Annotated in this window: 15 protein-coding genes; 12 read left to right on the top strand and 3 right to left on the bottom strand. The window is 33.8% G+C overall.

All coding sequences use genetic code 11. The features are described 5' to 3' along the window. Positions 1-161: 161 nt before the first annotated feature. Positions 162-1799, bottom strand: coding sequence for an SH3 domain-containing protein (locus tag B7R67_RS14065; protein ID WP_088071449.1), 1638 nt, complete (start codon positions 1797-1799; stop codon positions 162-164). Between the two features lie 525 nt (positions 1800-2324). Between B7R67_RS14065 and B7R67_RS14060 the strand changes: the two genes are divergently transcribed. The 5 genes from B7R67_RS14060 to B7R67_RS14040 all read left to right on the top strand — a co-directional run bounded on the left by B7R67_RS14060 (position 2325) and on the right by B7R67_RS14040 (position 8458). Further along, a complete protein-coding gene (locus B7R67_RS14060; protein WP_208615654.1) occupies positions 2325-3665 on the top strand; it encodes an APC family permease in 1341 nt (446 codons plus the stop codon). A gap of 428 nt (positions 3666-4093) precedes the next feature. Further along, positions 4094-5392, top strand: a complete 1299-nt coding sequence (locus B7R67_RS14055; protein ID WP_088071447.1) for a Glu/Leu/Phe/Val family dehydrogenase — start codon at positions 4094-4096, stop codon at positions 5390-5392. An 18-nt stretch (positions 5393-5410) separates the two neighbouring features. Beyond that, a complete protein-coding gene (locus B7R67_RS14050; protein WP_088071445.1) occupies positions 5411-5698 on the top strand; it encodes an SAV0927 family protein in 288 nt (95 codons plus the stop codon). A 35-nt stretch (positions 5699-5733) separates the two neighbouring features. Continuing rightward, the gene (locus B7R67_RS14045; RefSeq protein ID WP_088071443.1) at positions 5734-5982 is read left to right on the top strand and encodes a hypothetical protein; all 249 of its coding nucleotides are present in this window, start codon (positions 5734-5736) and stop codon (positions 5980-5982) included. A 343-nt stretch (positions 5983-6325) separates the two neighbouring features. Further along, positions 6326-8458, top strand: a complete 2133-nt coding sequence (locus B7R67_RS14040; protein ID WP_088071441.1) for a sigma 54-interacting transcriptional regulator — start codon at positions 6326-6328, stop codon at positions 8456-8458. 136 nt (positions 8459-8594) lie between these two features. Here the strand turns inward: B7R67_RS14040 and B7R67_RS22680 are convergent, their stop codons facing one another. Further along, on the bottom strand, positions 8595-8729 hold the full coding sequence (locus B7R67_RS22680) for a hypothetical protein (RefSeq protein ID WP_268876037.1): 135 nt from the start codon (positions 8727-8729) through the stop codon (positions 8595-8597). A gap of 365 nt (positions 8730-9094) precedes the next feature. Here B7R67_RS22680 and B7R67_RS14035 point away from each other — a divergent pair, with 365 nt between their 5' ends. The 6 genes from B7R67_RS14035 to B7R67_RS14010 all read left to right on the top strand — a co-directional run bounded on the left by B7R67_RS14035 (position 9095) and on the right by B7R67_RS14010 (position 17580). Beyond that, positions 9095-10588: an aldehyde dehydrogenase family protein gene (locus B7R67_RS14035; protein WP_088071439.1), complete on the top strand. Its 1494-nt coding sequence runs from the start codon at positions 9095-9097 to the stop codon at positions 10586-10588. Between the two features lie 31 nt (positions 10589-10619). Then, positions 10620-11990 carry a putrescine aminotransferase gene (locus B7R67_RS14030; RefSeq protein ID WP_088071437.1) on the top strand — a complete coding sequence of 457 codons (1371 nt, stop codon included), beginning with the start codon at positions 10620-10622 and terminating at the stop codon, positions 11988-11990. Between the two features lie 258 nt (positions 11991-12248). Then, positions 12249-13619: a 4-aminobutyrate--2-oxoglutarate transaminase gene (gabT, locus tag B7R67_RS14025; protein ID WP_088071435.1), complete on the top strand. Its 1371-nt coding sequence runs from the start codon at positions 12249-12251 to the stop codon at positions 13617-13619. After that, positions 13616-15073 carry an NAD-dependent succinate-semialdehyde dehydrogenase gene (locus B7R67_RS14020; protein ID WP_088071433.1) on the top strand — a complete coding sequence of 486 codons (1458 nt, stop codon included), beginning with the start codon at positions 13616-13618 and terminating at the stop codon, positions 15071-15073. Before gabT ends, B7R67_RS14020 begins: the two co-directional genes overlap by 4 nt. Positions 15074-15164: 91 nt before the next feature. Then, the gene (locus B7R67_RS14015) at positions 15165-16349 is read left to right on the top strand and encodes a CaiB/BaiF CoA transferase family protein (RefSeq protein WP_088071431.1); all 1185 of its coding nucleotides are present in this window, start codon (positions 15165-15167) and stop codon (positions 16347-16349) included. A 13-nt stretch (positions 16350-16362) separates the two neighbouring features. Further along, entirely contained in the window at positions 16363-17580 is a 1218-nt protein-coding gene (locus tag B7R67_RS14010; RefSeq protein ID WP_088071429.1) for an acyl-CoA dehydrogenase family protein, read from the top strand. A gap of 84 nt (positions 17581-17664) precedes the next feature. Here the strand turns inward: B7R67_RS14010 and B7R67_RS14005 are convergent, their stop codons facing one another. Then, positions 17665-17850, bottom strand: coding sequence for a hypothetical protein (locus tag B7R67_RS14005; protein ID WP_088071427.1), 186 nt, complete (start codon positions 17848-17850; stop codon positions 17665-17667). Between the two features lie 369 nt (positions 17851-18219). Between B7R67_RS14005 and B7R67_RS14000 the strand changes: the two genes are divergently transcribed. Next, the gene (locus B7R67_RS14000) at positions 18220-18765 is read left to right on the top strand and encodes a hypothetical protein (protein ID WP_088071425.1); all 546 of its coding nucleotides are present in this window, start codon (positions 18220-18222) and stop codon (positions 18763-18765) included. The last annotated feature ends 409 nt before the right edge of the window (positions 18766-19174 follow it).

Raw genomic sequence — 19174 nt, 5'->3', positions numbered from 1 at the left:
ATAGGTATAATTAGGAACGTATAAGGTAGTTATTAAATTGTAGGAAACATATACCACAATAAAATATTCTTCGGACAACACAAAAAGGACTGTTTAATAACAGTCCTTTAAATTTTTAACTAACTATTTACCTTGTTGAGTTACAATTTTAATTCTTCCCTTTATTTTAAGTATTTACTTAAGACATAACCTAATTTTCCATCAACATTCACATAGTACCAACCTGTAAATTGTTGAAGAACAATAACTTGTTTATTCTTACTAATTGTACTAATAGTACGAGAAGAAGAATTTTTAGCTGATTTTAGAGTGGTAGAAACAATAGTATTTTTCTTTTGATTTAACCCTTTTGTAATTCTTACATCCGATTTCTTTACATAGTAAATGTTCGAACCATCTGAAACTTTAGCGTACTTGACATCTTCGCGAATTACAATGAAACGTGTACCTACCGATCCTTTTTTAGCTACAAACTTCATTGACTTTTCCTTATAAAGAATAGCACCTTTTTTATTTGTTATCTCTAAAAACTTAGGTGATATGAAACGATAGTTATTTTCATCATAGTTAAATGTACCAACTAGTGGTTTTGATTTGTATTGTGATTTAACGGGAGTATTAACATAACCGTTTGTATCGATTTCATACTTTAGAGTTGCTTTTTCACCGATTGGTGTAGTTTTAAGAGTTTCTATGTTTTTTAGCGGAAATTTCAGAACTTGATCAGTTGATTTTGTTGTCACCTCATGAAAAGGTATTTCTGTCTTTCCTAAATTACTATTAAAATAAGCCCAATTAGTTCCAGCCGGAAACTCAATTGCAATTGTAAATCCGCCTTCGATTTGCTGTATGGATTTTACCTTAGGACTTGTGAAGTATACAGGATTACTTTGTTTGATTTCAAAGAATGCACCTGGAAGATTTAAATATGCACCTACAGTTTGCCAATCCGGTACCATTGACGAATCTTGATTACCGTAATTGTCATATGTAACTATATTTAAAGTTTCTGATCCTTTTGTAAGATTGTATATTTTTTGAAGATATTTATAAGTTCCATCCTGAGAGAACTGATCTTTAGGAATTACTTTTAAAAGATTAGGCATCGTTTTAATTCCGCCACTATATATCTCCATTTTTGAAAAATCGGAATCGATTGGTCGTCTCAATGTTAAATAAGCATAATCTCCTTGTGTTTCAACGCGAGCAAGTTCTGCGTGTGCAGGTGGAGTATGATCGATAATAAAACTTTTACTAATTTCATCACCAACATCATCTTTAACCACTAATGTGTAGGTCCCATCTTCATTGATTGAATCCCCAGTGTTTACATGCTGTGCTGCACCATTTTTATATAAAGTGCCATTTCCATCAAAAATAAGACTATTAGGGTTAACTGATGTTGATGGTTCCGTTATTGTTGGAGGTGTATCATCTTTATCAGTCGCTATATCATTAGTATAAATTAAATTTTTCTCGTCACCGTTTATTTCATAAATTTTATAATTATATGTAGTATTTGAATCTAGGTTTCTATCATGAATAATTGGATATATCCCATAATCTAATGTTGTAATTACCTTACCATCACGTTGAACTTCATAACTCAATTCATTAAAAGGATCCTTATTTGTCCATAGTAAAGTAATTTCGTGTTCTGTTTTCGTAACGTCAATTGCGACAGCGCTGTCAGGTGATGCTGCATAAATACGCTTTGGAACATTTAATCCCATTAGCCCAATCAAAAAACAAAATAGTACAAGGAGAATTCTCCACGACTTCAATTCAAAATTTATCACCTATTATCCCCCTTTTATTATAGATATCGAAATACGCAATGTACTTCAATATTTTTATAATCTGCTTAATTTACATTTACACTTCTTTCATTTTAATAGAACTCTAGTAGAGGAAATACAGGAAAAAAATGGATATAAATAAAAGGAGAACGGTGCTGAGTTTTACGATATTCCTGCCTGCTCTATAGAAGAGAGAATTTAAAAATCAGTATGATTAAAACCAATTGAATGTATGAGTGTCTGAATAATGTATGCAAAGTTGAATAGTGTCGAATAAGAACTGCAACTGTATTTTCCAGAAGAAGAGAATTGCATTTTCTATTAAAGTTTAATGTTTTCAAAGAGAGGATAAACGGTTTTCAATTCATTTACATTAAATTAATAATTTGGCATAAAACTTGCAGAACAATAAATTAGATTTATTTAAATTTTCAAAAAAAGGAGGTTTCTGTCACAAATAAAAGAATTATAAGGAAATAGAGTTAGGGTGAAAGCGCTTAATCTTAGATGAAGGGGATATGATAGGTGGAAAATAAAACACAATTAAAAAGATCCTTAAAATTATGGCAAGTAGTAATGATGGGCTTAGCCTATATGACTCCTATGGTTGTTTTTGATACTTTCGGAATTGTATCTGATGTAACGAAAGGTCACGTTCCAACTGCATATATTGTGGCATTATTAGGCATGTTATTTACAGCGGTGAGCTATGGAAAGCTTGTAAGAGTGTTTCCTGATGCTGGGTCTGCTTATACATACACCCAGAAAGCGGTTAGTGGTCATTTAGGCTTTCTTGTAGGTTGGTCATCACTATTAGACTATTTATTTTTACCTATGGTAAATGCTTTATTGACTAAAATCTACTTAAATGCACTTTTTCCAAGTGTCCCAACATGGATTTGGGTAATTGGATTTGTTGGGCTAGTTACATTACTAAATTTAAAAAGTATTAATATGTTAGCAAACTTCAATACTTTCTTCGTATTAGTACAGCTTGCAATTATGATTGTCTTTATTATTCTAGTTATCCAAGGTCTGCATCATGGCGAAGGATATGGAGGATTTAGCTTAAAACCGCTATATAATGCTGGAATGCATTTCGGATCATTAGTGACAGGTGCAACAATCCTTTGCTTCTCATTCTTAGGATTTGACGCAGTTTCAACTTTATCAGAAGAGACAATTAATCCCGCAAAAACAATTCCTAAAGCGATTATTTATACAGCACTTTGGGGAGGCGTAATCTTTACCGTTACATCATTTTTCATTCAATTATATTATCCTGACATATCTAGATTCAAACATCCAGATGCTGCATCTCCAGAGATTGCATTATATGTGGGTGGCAAATTATTTCAATCAATCTTCTTATGTATCACCTTTATCAATACGCTTGCTTCTGGATTAGCATCACATGCAAGTGTCTCTCGTTTGTTATATGTAATGGGCCGCGATAAAGTTTTCCCAGATAAATGGTTTGGGTTTGTTCATCCAAAATGGAAAACGCCAGCATTTAATGTCATTTTCGTTGGTGTCATTTCATTATCAGCAATCTTTTTTAATTTAGTAACAGCTACTTCATTAATTAACTTCGGAGCATTAATGGCATTTACTTTCGTTAATATATCAGTAATAAACCATTTTTATATTCGAGGTAAGCAAAGATCACTTAAGGGCTTCTTCTCATATCTTATTTTGCCTTTAATTGGCGCTGCATCTGTAGCCATTTTATGGTTTAACATTGAAAAAAGCTCATTAATAATGGGAACAGTCTGGTTTGTTATTGGATTAGTTTATCTAATTTATCTTACTAAGGCATTCCAAATTGCGCCTCCTAAGTATGAAGAAGAGCAAGCGATTATTTAATTTTTGCTTATGGCACGTTCTATAAAGAAGAGCGTGTCTTTTTTTTCACATTAAGAAAGTATGAAGTGGCTACAAAGGCGAACACTTTGTGGATTTTATTGATAAAGTAGTGAACTTTGTTGATATATTACAGATTTTTGTTGATATACGACTGATTTTTGCTGATATAGTGTCAAAATTGTTGGTTGGAAGTATATTCATTCAATTTTGAATAAGGGATTATTCAAAATTGAATAATTCATGCAAGTGCTCATATATTCGGCTAATTTAACTATCAGATTTTAGTCTACCTAAATAAAAAAATATTAAGTTGAAAAGCCATTCTAATACGGTTTCTTCCTATTTTTAATGGTTGAATTAAAGGGTGAACTTGAGTTTGGCACGGGAATTGCTTATTAATTATTAAAACAAATAATGAGGTGTATAAGATGAGTGCAAACTCAACTGAGGTAGGACAGATTGAAAAAATTGGTGAACAGAATGAAGTAGATGATTCTCTTCAAGAATTTAGGGAAACATTAAATGAAGCAATTAAAATCATGAACTATCCAAGCCAAGTATTTGATTTTCTTAAATCACCAATGAGATTTTTAGAATTTAATATACCAGTTCAAATGGATAATGGTGAGACGAAGGTTTTTCAAGGATACCGAGCTCAACATAATGACGCTTTAGGACCTACAAAAGGTGGAATCAGATTTCATCCTGACGTAACGCCAGAGGAAGTTAAAGCATTAGCAGGATGGATGAGTCTAAAATGTAGTATTACTGATTTACCTTACGGTGGAGCAAAAGGTGGAGTTGTTTGCGATCCGAGACTTTTAAGTATGAATGAACTTGAAAAATTAAGTAGAGGTTACGTAAGAGCAGTAAGCCAAATCGTAGGGCCGACAAAAGATATTCCGGCACCGGATATGTATACAAATGCTCAAGTAATGGCATGGATGCTTGATGAATACGACCACATAAGAGAATTTGATTCACCGAGCTTTATTACGGGTAAACCACTAACTTTAGGTGGATCAGTAGGCCGTGAAACAGCAACATCAAAGGGAGTATTTTATGCTCTTGAGTTAATAAGTGAATTAAAGAAAATTGAAATTAAAAATATGAAGGTTATTATCCAAGGATTTGGAAATGTTGGTAGCTACTTAGCTCAATATTTATATGAAGCTGGGGCTAAGGTTGTTGGAATATCAGATGTACTTGGTGGCATTTATGACCCTAAAGGTTTAGACATTCCATATCTTTTAGATAATAGAGATTCATTTGGAGTTGTTTCCAACTTATTTAAAAATGCGATCTCTAATCAGGAACTATTAGAAAAAGAATGTGATGTTTTAATACCAGCTGCAATAAGTGGTGTGATCAACAATCGTAATGCACATAAATTAAATTGCAAATTTATAGTTGAAGCAGCAAATGGTCCAACTACAAAAGAAGCTTTAGAAATTCTTGATGAAAAAGATATTTTGGTAGTTCCAGATATTTTAGCTAATTCAGGTGGAGTAATTGTTTCATATTTTGAATGGTGTCAAAATATGCAAGGTTATTATTGGACAGAAAGTATTGTAGATGAGCGTTTAAAAGAAAAAATGACAGATAGCTTCTTAAAAGTTTATAAAAGTTCACAAAAATATAAAGTGAATATGAAAATAGCTGCATACATCGTAGGAATTCGAAAAATTGCTGAAGCTTGTCGTTTGAGAGGCTGGGTAAAATACTAAATAAAGGGAGAGATTAGAATGATTGATATTATTTCTGAAGAAACTGAAAGACAGCTTGTACACCATTATTGTTTATTAACACAGAATAATCGATATGATTTGTCGATTGCTTTTTCAAATCACTTTCATGGTAAATCAATGGTTACATCAATTCAGTCTAGTAGAATGGCGCTATTATGTGCAGAAGATATTAATTCGGAACATTATTGGGCTCCTAAACTAGGTATTGCAGAAGAGGATATTCTAGAAATTCAGAATTTCTTTAGTTTAGTATTGCAATCAAAACAATTTAACGAACAATATTAAATTGCCTTATTTTTTCCCCGAAAGGAATGATCTATATGTATTTTGGAGTCATTGTGAGTGACTACCATGGGATAGTTGAGCGAACAGCTATTGAAAAAGATTCTAGAATTTATGAATGGGAGCCTTTATTCTATATTAAAACTTCTGACGGAAACACGAGAGTTATTCACCAAGGGATAAGCGGCGAAATTGTTTCACTAGAAGTCTCACAAGGAGATAAAGTAGTACCTGGAATGGTCCTTGCTTTTGTTAAAGAAGATTTGTTTGTGACTGCTAGTGATTAATAAGAGCAGGTTTTAGGAAAGAAAGAGAAATGCAGGGAAAAGGAACAGAGTAAATTAAGAACAGGTGAGATCACGTTAACGTTTTGAGGCTGTTCACAGGTCCTATATAAATTGATCATCCTTTCGCTCTAATTAAAACATACTATTTTTTAAATATTTTAAGGGGCATCTCTTGTCAAATAGACTTATGAGACTGCCCTTTCTTTCTGTTTGTTTGCATAATTTCAAAGTATGAAAGCCAAATAACAGAACAGATTAGACAATTCTAATTTTAGATTTTTAAAATAAATTCAAAAATTCTGTTAAAATAGTTATAATAGGTTAGACATAAGGGGGGAAATAAATGTTTTTATTAAACGAGAAACAAATTAGACCAGTTATTACATTAAATCTCGATCAGTTTAAGGAAAATGATGAAATCGATTTATCTAATATAAATGAACCCTTTCTATTTTTAAGCAAGCAAAACAAAATTACCAGTTATGTTCAATTAAATAATATTATTCAAGGAAATGATAAAAAACAAAATATAGCATTATCAAAGATTATTAATTGTTCCCAATCAATTAATAGTATTTCTCGATTAAGTGGGCAAATTTCGTTAACGGTTCTATTTCAAATTATTGGTGAACCAATCTCGATTGTAAAAGAAGAAGACGGCAATCCAGTAGGGTACATACGTCGTGAGGATATATTGGCGGAGCTATTTAAACAAGAAAATAAAAGTGTAGATTTATTAAAGAGTATTTTAACATCGATTCCAATGGGAACTTTTGTAGTTGATAAAGATAAAATGATTATTAATTGTAATGACGCTGGATTAAAAATGATTAAGTCAACGTCGGAAAAAGTGATCAATACAAAAGCAGAAACTATTTTTAGTGGTGAACAAATTGACCATGTATTTACTTCGGGGAAAACGATTCTTAATCAACTTCAAATAAATGACGATATGGGGGTTCTTGTCGATTATAGCCCGATTTTTGTTGATAATGAAGTTGAAGGTGTAATTGTTGTTGTACAAGATCTACCAATGGTTGAAGACATGGCCTCTGAGATTGAGTATGTTAAAGATTTAAATAAAGATTTGAATGCTATTTTATCAAGTATTTATGATGAAATTCTTGTGGTGAATCATAAAGGTGAGTTGATTCGTTACAGTGAGAATATAATCCCTGGATTTTGGAACGTTGATTTAAAGGATTTACTTGGAAAAAGTATATTAGAGTTTGAAAACCAAGGGCTCTTTACACCATCTGTTACAAAATTAGTTTTGGAAAAAAAGAAAAAGGTATCGATCGTTCAAGAAACAATTAATGGACGTAAAGTTCTTGCAGTAGGAAATCCAGTATTTGATGAGAATATGGAAATTGATCGAATTATTATTGCTTCAAGGGATATTACTGAAACATCACGACTTAAAACCGAGTTAAAGGAAATTAAGAAAATTTCAGAGCAATATAAAAAGGAACTCGATGATATTAAGAGCAAGGATCGTTTTATAAAAAAATTAATTTACTGTAGTCCTAAAATGGAGCAAATCATTAATCAGGCAAAAAAAATTGCTGACTTTTCTTCAACAGTTTTGTTACATGGAGAGTCTGGAGTAGGGAAAGAAGTTATTGCACAAGCTATACATCAACTAGGAAATCGTTCTTCAAAACCATTTTTGAAACTTAATTGTGGTGCGATACCTGAAAACCTCCTTGAAAGTGAGCTGTTTGGCTATATTAAAGGAGCTTTTACAGGAGCAGATCAAAATAAAGACGGATACTTTAAGCAGGCAGATGAAGGTGTTTTATTTTTAGATGAAATTGGTGAAATGCCATTGCATTTACAAGTTAAGCTACTTAGAGTTCTGCAAGAACAAGAGGTAATTCCAATAGGAAGTACAAAGCCGATTAAAGTAAATGTCCAAATTATTGCGGCTACAAATAAGAAATTAGAAAAAATGGTAGAAGAACGGACATTTAGGGAGGATCTGTATTATCGATTAAATGTTATTCCTTTAAATATTCCTCCGCTAAGAGAAAGAATTGAAGATATTTCCTTACTGGCTTTCCATTTCTTACAACAATTAAATGATAAATATAATAAGAGCTTTCACCTTACGCCAGATGCAATTAATGTTTTAGAATTTTACTCATGGCCAGGAAATGTCAGAGAGCTTCAAAATATTATTGAAAGATTAGTCGTTTCAGCGGATGAACAACTCATTAATGCAGAAGATGTTAATCAGCTCCTACCAAATAGTTACGATTTCAATAAATCTAAACCAATCATAAGTAAAGTCATTCCTCTTCAAGAAGCTATTGATCATGTAGAAGAACAGCTAATCGTGCTTGCAATGAAACAATATAAAACAACAACGAAAGCCGCACAAGTATTGGGCATTAGTCAATCTTCAGTTAGCCGCAAGTATCAAAAAATAATGAACGAAAAGAATTTAATTAATGATTCTATGTCTTTTAAATAGGATATAGAAGTTAAAAAAACGCACAATGGGTGCGTTTTTTACTTTTATAATTAGCAACGGTGGAGAAAACTCTGCGTAGTTGCTAATTTTAGAGATAAAGTATAAGTGCAAAGGCTCGCCAATCGGCGGGTTTTCTTTATTTCTCCAAATCTCCTACATTATCAATCTTACTTTCGATTACTTCTCTCATACCAACTTGATCCTTTGTAATTCCAAATGCCATGAATATGATAATTAGCCCCACTGCAATACACGTCCCAGCTAGTAACATATTTTTTCCTCCTTTCATGGTGTTCTAGCCTATGCAACGAATATTCTCATTATGTTGATTTACAGCAATCGTTTTAAAACATTTTAATAAAACATTAGAACTTATATTTTTTATTATTTAACTCTGCATTAAGGGTAGGAATAAGGAGAGGGAAAAAGAGATTAAGAGACTTTAGTGTTCCCTGCCTTTTTTATTCTTCCCTGGTTCGGATTTAAGGAGTTATGCATGGAGTAATAGTGTTATGCAAAAATGAATAAGAATCGTACAGATTATTCAGTCAAAACCCTATTAACCTTGGAAAAACAAATTGGCACAGTTCTTGCAATCTATTAGATTGTTAAGAAATTAAGGAGGGTTTATTCACAATGATCGATGTTCAATTTAAAACAATTGATTTAAAGATGTTTATTAATGGTGAATGGAAAGATTCTAGCAATCATGAGAAACGCCCTGTTATTAACCCAGCAACTGGAGAAATTATTGCATATGCTCCAGAAGGAACAATAGAAGATGCGAAAGAAGCAATTGATGTTGCTCGTAAAGCATTTAATGACGGTCGATGGTCAGATTTATCAGCTCAAGAGAGAGCAACTTATTTGTTTAAAATTGCAGACAAAATAGAAGAGTATCAAGATGAATTAACACAGCTTGAAACACTAGATAACGGAAAAACAAATCGTGAAGCAGGCTATGATGTAGCTGACGCTGCGGCGTGCTTCCGTTACTATGCAGGATTAATTACAAAGCCAGATGGATACACGTATCATGTAGCAGATCCAATGCAAGCAATGGTTGTTCGTGAGCCAGTTGGAGTTTGTGGATTAATTGTACCTTGGAATTATCCTTTGTTAATGAGCGTTTGGAAAATTGCTCCAGCTTTAGCGGCGGGTAATACAATTGTTTTCAAACCATCAGAAGTAACACCAGTAACTCCTAAGAAATTATTTGAGATTTTTGAAGAGGTTGGTCTACCAAGTGGTGTTGCAAATATGGTGATGGGTGCAGGACCAGTAGTTGGAAACGAGATTTCAGCGAATCCTGATGTGGATATGATTTCATTTACAGGTGGAACAAAAACTGGAAAACATATTATGAAAACAGCGGCTGATACGATGAAAAAAGTATCTCTAGAGCTAGGTGGGAAATCTCCTAATATTATTTTTGCTGATGCAGATTTTGAAACTGCTGTAGACTATGCTCTTTTTGGAATTTATGCAGGTTCAGGTCAGGTATGTTCATCAGGATCGAGAATTTTAGTTGAAGAATCAATTTATGATCGATTCGTTGATCGATTTGTTGAGCGTGCGCAAAAAATTAAAGTTGGCCCAGGTAATGTAGCAGAAAATGAAATGGGACCACTTGTAAGTAAAGAACATTTAGAAAAAGTATTAAGCTATATTGAAATCGGTAAAGAAGAAGGCGCAAGAGTTGCGTGCGGCGGTAATCGCATCTTGAAAAATGGTTTAGAGAAGGGATACTTTGTTGAACCAACAGTTTTTGTAGATGTTGACCAAAACATGCGGATCGTTCAAGAAGAAATTTTTGGTCCAGTAGTTTGTATCCAAAAGTTTAAGTCTGAAGAGGAAGCAATAACACTAGCGAACGGAACTGTTTACGGTTTAGCGGGAGCGGTATTTAGTAAGGACGGCGCTAAAGCTTTAAGAGTAATTAAAAAGCTACGCTCTGGTATTACTTGGATTAACGCTTATCATCCAACTTATAATGAAGCACCTTGGGGTGGCTATAAGCAAAGTGGAGTAGGTCGTAGTCTTGGAACATTTGGTTTAGAAGAATTCCAAGAAATTAAACAAATTAACATTAATTTACAAGTTGAACCAATCGGTTGGTTTGCAGAATAAAAAACGAAAACGACAATTAGGAGTGGACAAAATGAGTATCAATTTACAAAACGAATTAAAAAGTGAAGAAAAAAATGTAACCGAGTACATTAATAAAGTTTTAAGTTTAATTGAAAAAGAGACTGTTACAGAAGAAGACGCAGCATGGATTACAAAAGAAACAGTAGATGGTTTTAGAGAGCATGTAAATCCAGGTTTTCTTGCTTACCGTAAAACTGTTACAGAAGGCGGGCAATTTGCATCTGTAGAATGGTCTGATAGCGGTTCTTGCTTTAAAGACGTTAACGGTAAAGAGTACATTGACTGTCTAGGCGGATTCGGAATCTACAATGTAGGGCACCGTCATCCAAAAGTTGTAAAAGCAGTTACAGATCAATTAAAAAGACAAGCGCTTCATAGTCAGGATTTATTAGATCCATTACGTGCGATGCTTGCAAAAATTTTAGCAGAAATTACTCCTGGGGATTTAAAATACGCTTTCTTTACAAATAGTGGTACTGAAAGTGTGGAAGCAGCATTAAAGCTTGCAAAAATGTATAGCGAACGCACAACATTTATTTCAACAACAAAAGCATTTCATGGAAAAAGCTTAGGTGCTTTATCAGGTACTGCAAAAGGCATGTTCCGTAAACCGTTTTTACCACTGATTCCAGGATTCCGTCATGTTCCATTTGGTGATATTGACATGATGAGAAAAACATTTGAAACATGCTCATTAGTAGGTGAGGATGTTGCTGCAGTTATCCTTGAGCCAATTCAAGGTGAGGGCGGAATTATTCTTCCTCCACCAAACTATTTAAAAGAAGTACGTGAGCTATGTGATGAGTACGGATCTTTATTAATTTTTGATGAAGTTCAAACAGGTATGGGTCGTACAGGTAAAATGTTTGCTGCTGATTTATATGAAGTTGTTCCAGACATTATCTGTCTTGCAAAAGCGTTTGGTGGAGGAGTAATGCCAGCTGGTGCAGTTGTTGCAAAAGAAGAAGTATTTAAAAGCTGGTTCCCAAATCCATTTATGCATACAACAACATTTGGTGGAAATCCATTAGCATGTGCTGCTGCAATCGCTACAATTAGCGTGCTACTTGAAGAAAAGTTACCTGAAAGAGCAGAAGTAGTTGGAGCTTACTTCTTGGATCAATTAAAAGAAGCAGCAAAAGGACATGAAGATAAGGTTTTAGAAATTCGTGGTCAAGGATTAATGATTGGAATTGAGTTCCATCAAGATGAAATTGGCTATGAGGTTTCTAAAGGTATGTTCGATAAAGGTATCTTAGTTGCTGGTACATTAATCAATTCAAAAACAATTCGTATTGAGCCTTCATTAAAGATTAGCTATGAAGAAGTTGATACTGTAGTAAGCACATTTAAAGAGATTTTATCTACAATTAAAGCTTAATCTGTTCATTAGCATCAATGATTTTTTTGCACATAATGTGCTCAGGCAGATCCTTTCTTTGTTGGATGGGCGGTGCTGATTACCGTTTTAGGTAACTCCACTCCTCGTGAGATAAGTATTTTTAATCAGCCTGAAATCAGATGCATATGACTTTGTTTCAAATTTGAGTATGTCATGCCATTTATAAGCATGACATACTTTGATTACAGTCAAAAAATGATCAAATACGTTAATTATTCTAGATAGGATGGTGTAATAATGGCAGATCGTAAATTTGTGAATCTCAAAACGACAATTCCAGGACCAAAATCTCAAGAATTACTTGCACGAAGAAATAAAATCGTTCCAAAAGGAATTAGCAATAATAGTGAAGCTTTTGTAAAAAGAGCAAATGGTGCACTTGTTGAAGATATTGATGGAAATACATTTATTGACTTTGCAGGAGCGATTGGAACGCTGAATGTTGGACATTCGCATCCTAAAGTTGTTAGAGCACTTCAAAGCCAAGTAGGCGATTATATTCATACGGGATTTAATGTCATGATGTATGAATCATATATTCAACTTGCAGAGAGATTAGCTGAGGTTTCGCCTGGAAGTTTTGATAAACAAGTAGCATTTTTTAATAGCGGTGCTGAAGCTGTTGAAAATGCTGTTAAAATTGCACGTAAATATACAAAGCGTCAAGGAATCATTTCTTTTACTAGAGGATTCCATGGTCGAACATTAATGACAATGACGATGACAAGTAAGGTTAAGCCTTATAAATACGGATTTGGACCTTTTGCTCCTGAAGTGTACAAAGCACCATATCCTTATACGTATCGACGTCCTGATCAAATGAACGAACAAGAATATAGCAAATTCATCATTGAACAGTTTGAGCAGTTCCTAATAGCAGAAGTTGCACCAGAAACAATTGCTGCTGTTGTAATGGAACCAATCCAAGGTGAAGGTGGCTTTATTGTTCCAGATATTGAGTTTGTTAAAAAGGTTAGAGAAATCTGTACGAAATATGGAATTTTATTTGTTGCAGATGAAATCCAAACTGGTTTTGCTAGAACTGGTAAATATTTTGCAATTGAACATTTTGGCATTGAGCCTGATTTAATTACTATTTCAAAATCTATGGGCGCTGGGGTACCAATTAGTGGCGTTATCGGAAGAAAAGAAATAATGGAAGCTTCTGATATTGGTGAATTAGGTGGAACATACTCTGGAAGTCCGCTGGGATGTAAAGCGGCTTTAGCAGTACTAGATATTATTGAAGAAGAAGGATTAAATAATCGAGCGATTGAAATTGGAGAAAAAGTGAACGAAAAAATGAACCAATGGGCTAGTCGATTTGAACAAATCGGAGACATTCGCGGAATTGGTGCAATGTGTGCAATGGAGATTGTCACGAATAAAAAGGACAAAACACCTGACAAAGTAACGGTTGGTAAAATCGTTAAAGAAGCTAACAATAGGGGATTAATGTTACTAAGCGCGGGAATATTTGGAAATGTCATTCGTCTTTTAATGCCGCTAACAATTACAAATGAGCAGCTTGAAGAAGGATTAGATATTTTAAGAGAGTCAATTGAAGCTGTATTGGTACCGGAATTTCAATTGGAGGTAAACTCATGAGCCAAATTAAAGAAAAATATGAAATCTACCCAATGTATATAGATGGAGCTTGGGTTGGTATTGATCATGAATATTTTACAAAGGTTACAAATCCTGCAACTGGATTGGTAGTAGGAGCAATTCCGACAGGTGGCACATACGAAGCTAAGTTAGCAGTTGATGCTGCTCATACAGCTTTTAAAACTTGGTCAAAAAAGACAGCGGAAGAAAGATATCATTTATTAATGAATTGGTACCGACTAATTGATGAAAATAAAGAGGAAATCGCTAGATTAATGACAATCGAACAAGGTAAGCCTTTAAAAGAAGCGCTTGGTGAGACTGTTTATGCGAATGGATTTATCTCTTGGTATGCTGAAGAAGGTAAACGAATTTACGGAGAAACAATTCCTGCGTCTCAGCCCAATAAGCGAATTCTTGTTAGAAAAGAGCCTGTTGGTGTAGTAGCAGCAATTACTCCTTGGAATTTTCCAGCAGCTATGATTACTCGAAAAGTAGCTCCTGCTCTTGCAGCTGGATGTACAACAGTTATTAAACCAGCAACACAAACACCACTAACAGCATTGAAACTAGCAGAACTCGCACATGAAGCTGGAATTCCAAAAGGTGTAATTAATGTTGTCACTGGTAAATCGTCAGAAATCGGTGATGTTTGGCTAAATGATCCAAGGGTTACAAAAATTACATTTACTGGTTCAACTGAAGTTGGTAAAACGCTTATGAGAAACGCAGCGGAGAATGTTAAAAAAGTATCTCTTGAGCTTGGTGGAAATGCACCTTTTATTGTCATGGACGATGCAGATTTATCAAAAGCAGCGGTTGGTTTAGTTCAGTCAAAATTCCGAAATGCTGGGCAAACTTGTATTTGTACGAATCGTATTTATGTACAAGAAAGCGTTGCAGAACAATTTACTGAGTTATTTACAAAAGAACTAGAAAAGTTAAAAGTGGGTAATGGTCTAGAAGAAGGGATTGATGTTGGCCCGCTAATTGACAATTCTGCTCTAGAGAAAGTGAAATCATTAGTTGAAGATGCTACAAAAAACGGTGGGAAAGTAGTATTTAGTGGCAATAAGCCATCTGATGAAACAGGTTACTATTATGCACCAACTATTTTAACTGGAATTACTGATGAAATGGCTTGTATGAAGGAAGAAATATTTGGACCACTAGCTCCGATTGCTACATTTAAAACGGAAGCGGAAGTAATCGAGAGAGCGAATAATTCAAATTATGGTCTAGCTGCATACGTGTATACGGAAAACTTAAGTCGTTCATTCCGTATTACTGAGGCACTTGAATATGGAATTATTGGTTTAAATGATGCTTTACCATCAGCTGTACAAGTTCCATTTGGTGGATATAAAGAAAGCGGTCTAGGAAGAGAAGGCGGCCACTACGGAATTGAAGAATTTTTAGAAGTTAAATATATTTCAATTGGAATAGAAATCTAATAAAACTACTGTTTATAAAAAGCGCAATTGTAAGCCAGTTAAACTTGATCGTTTTTCTGGCTTATTAACTAGATTAATAGAGGTGAATAAGTTGCCGGGAGCATTACATGGAGTAAAAATCATTGATTTAACCAGAGTGCTAGCCGGTCCCTTTTGTACAATGATCCTTGGGGATTTAGGGGCTGAGGTAATAAAGATAGAAAGTATAAATAATGGCGATGAAACAAGAGGTTGGGGGCCACCTTTCGTTGAAGATGAAAGCGCTTATTATTTGTGTGCAAATCGTAATAAACAAGGCATTACCTTAAACTTGAAAAGCGAACAAGGTAAGGAAATCTTAAGGAAGCTAATTTCAGATGCAGATGTAGTCGTACAAAATTTTAAACCTGGAACATTAGCAAAATTAGGCTTTTCATATGAGGAAATGAAAGCGATAAAAGAAGATATTATTCTAGCTTCAATTAGCGGATTTGGTAGTCAAGGACCTAATTCAAGTCTCCCAGGGTATGATTATATCATTCAAGCGATGTCAGGCTTAATGAGCATTACTGGAGAGAAGGAGGCAGAGCCAACAAAAGTTGGAGTTGCTATATCAGACGTTTTAACAGGGTTATTTACGTGTATCGGAATTCTTGCTTCATTACAGCATCGAAATCGTACTGGAGAGTGTCAAGAAGTTGATATTTCTCTATTTGACTCCCAATTAGCAGCTTTGGTAAATGTAGCTAGTAATTATTTATGTAGTGGAATGATTCCTGAACGAATGGGAAATTATCATCCGAATATAGTTCCTTACCAAGTCTTTTCTACAAGCGACGGGGAGCTAGTTATCGCGGTTGGTAACGATGAACAATTTAAGAGATTTGCTCAATTAATTGAAGAACCAACTTTATTAGATGAAAAATACAAGACGAATACAAGTCGTCTACAGTATAGAAAACAAATCGAGCAATTAATCCAAAATAAGTTAAAAATGAAAAGTAAAAATGAATGGAAAGAACGATTAGATCAACATGGAATCCCTAATGGTCCAATCTATAATGTGAGTGAAGCTTTACAGTCCGAACAAGCTAAATCGAGGGATATGGTGTTAGATGTAAAACATCCACTTATAAAAGATCTAAAGCTTGTTGGATCGCCACTAAAATTATCAAAAACACCAATCGAAGTATTGAGACATCCGCCATTACATGGTGAACATACTGAAGAAGTTATGAGCAAACTTGGTTATTCCCGAATTGAAATTGAAGAAATGAAATTAAATAAAACGATTTGAGGAGGAATTAAGAATGGATTTTTCATTAACTGAGGAACAAATTAGTGTAAGGAAAGTAGTAAGGGCTTTTGTAGATCGAGAGATTATCCCTTTTATTAAAGAATGGGACGAAAAAGGTCATTTTGAAGCAAATATTTTAAAGCGACTTGCTGAGCTACAATTAATGGGCGTTTGTATTCCTGAACAATACGGTGGAGTAGGAATGGATTACAATACATTAGCAATTGTATGCGAAGAGTTAGAGCGTGGCGATACAGCTTTTCGTACTGCAGTTTCTGTACATACAGGCTTAAATAGTATGACGTTGTTACAATGGGGCACAGAGGAGCAAAAGCAAAAGTATTTAGTACCTCAGGCTGAAGGAAAGAAAATTGGTGCATTTGGGTTAACGGAACCGAATGCTGGTTCTGATGTAGTAGCGATGGCGACAACAGCTGTAAAAGACGGCGATAGTTATATTTTAAACGGTTCAAAAACATGGATTTCTTTGTGTGATGTAGCGGATCATTTCTTAATTTTTGCTAAGACAAATCATGAATTAAAGCATCATGGAATTTCCTGCTTTATTGTAGAACGTAATTTTGAAGGAGTTTCTACAAAAGCAATTAAAGGGAAAATGGGAATTAGAGCAGGGAATACTGGAGAAGTATTTTTAGACGATGTGAGAGTGCCTGCTGAAAATCTATTAGGCTTTGAAGGTGAAGGATTTAAAATTGCAATGTCAGCTTTAGATAATGGACGATTTACAGTTGCGGCTGGTGCTTGTGGTTTAATCCAAGCATCACTTGAAGCGAGTGTAAAATACTGTCATGAGCGAAAAACATTCGGTAAAGAAATCGGTAAACACCAATTAGTTCAACAAATGATTGCTAAAATGTCTTCAAATCTTGAAATTTCTCGTTTATTAGTCTATAAGGCTGGTTGGTTAAAAAATAATGGGAAACGCAATACTAGAGAAACTTCACTTGCAAAATGGATTTCTTGTAATGCGGCAAATGAAGCAGCGAATGATGCCGTTCAAATCCATGGTGCATATGGATTCTCTAATGAGTTCCCGGTAGAGCGTTATTTAAGAAACTCAAAAGCACCGGTAATTTATGAAGGAACACGAGAAGTTCATACAATTATGCAGGCTGAATATGATCTTGGTTATAGAGAAGATAAAGTTTTAAGAAAAATGCTTCCATCTTGGCCTTTTGAAGAGGCAAATGTAGAAACTGTTAAATCTTAAAAATAATTATAAATGCCATTGGTGATAGAAAGATATGCACCAGTGGTATTTTTTTAGGCAGGATCAAAGAGAAAGGAAAAGAGATTAAAAGACTTTAGAGAATTTAATTAATTTCCTTTCAGTATTCATTTCAATTTGTTTTCCTCTTCTTTCCCTGCCTGCCTGCTCTTCCTGCTTTTTATTTATCCCACCTTCCACTCCAATCAATGTCTTTAAATTGTATAAAATCTTTTTCAAATATGTTTTTTGTAAAAAATCAACAATTAACATAAACAGAGCATTCTAAAAAGAAATTGATAGCGATCATTGATTAATTAATTGATCGTATTTCCTCCATTTAAATTTATGTAAGTAAGTGAAAATTAAACAAACGTTTAATTGAATTTTATATGTTAATCAAATGCTATAACTCGTTTGCGCAAGACTCTATAAGTCCAAATGATAGGCTTAAAGATTACTTAGATAATGGAAATATGCTCCATTTCAAATAAAAAACTTTAAATATGTAGATTAGTATGTGGAAAATCAGTAAAAATAATGAATAGAGCTAAGGAAAAAATTTTATTCATTGCAATGAAATGCTTGGGAAAGATATCATCGAGGAATAAGATCAATTTACTATTTTAAAGAGGTAGTGAGATGGATAATAAAGTTCAAATTTATTTTGATAATCTAGAAGCAAAAGATAAAAATTTACAATATGAAGCGTTTAACTATATTATTTCGGTTACGAAAGAAAAAGTGGATTGGTCGTATGAAGTATGGGATCGATTAAAATCGGATCTAACTCATAAAGGTAATCATAAAAGAGCAAGGGCCGCACAGTTCTTATCAAATTTAGCGATTAGTGACCCTGAAAAAAGAATGCTAAATGATTTTTCTGAAATATGGAAAGTTACTTATGATCCAAAATTTGTTACTGCAAGGCACACTCTACAGTCAATATGGAGAGTCGGATTAGCTGGTCCTGAACAAAGAGCGATTGTGATTGAACATCTTGTAAATCGTTTCTTAAATTGTAGAGAAGAAAAAAACTATACATTAATACGATATGATATTATTCAATGCATGAGAAATTTGTATGATGCATTTAAGAATGAAGAAATTAAACAAAAGGCTTTGGAATTAATCGAAACAGAAGAAGATCTGAAGTACCGGAAAAAATATATGACGATTTGGAAGTGATTATTGAAAATGGCAAATTAAAAACGAATTCAATTCGAATTCTTTTTTTTAAGAGTGTTGAAATATATATCAGACAATATGAAAAAGGAAATAAAGTTAGTATGTTTGATAATCGATTAATGAAGAGAAATGTTAATCTGTACTGAGCAATATTTATAACACCATCAAACTCAAATCACTATTAGATCTTTTTCATTAGTTAAAATATTAAATACTAATTTTTAAAAATGAATTCAAATCTTAAAAGACGATGCTTTTTTGAATTTGTCGTTTAAACTGATTAATCATTTTTATAGGTAAAGAATATTTATACCATTTTTATGAATACTTTTATTGAACAATAAGTTGATTGGAACGGAAGAATGCTCGACTCCTATGGGAGATGCGGAAAGGCTGAGACCCCGCAGGC

Source organism: Gottfriedia luciferensis, assembly GCF_002156865.1.
GTDB classification, from domain to species: domain Bacteria; phylum Bacillota; class Bacilli; order Bacillales; family Bacillaceae_G; genus Gottfriedia; species Gottfriedia luciferensis.
This window is presented reverse-complemented; position numbering and strand designations above follow the sequence as displayed.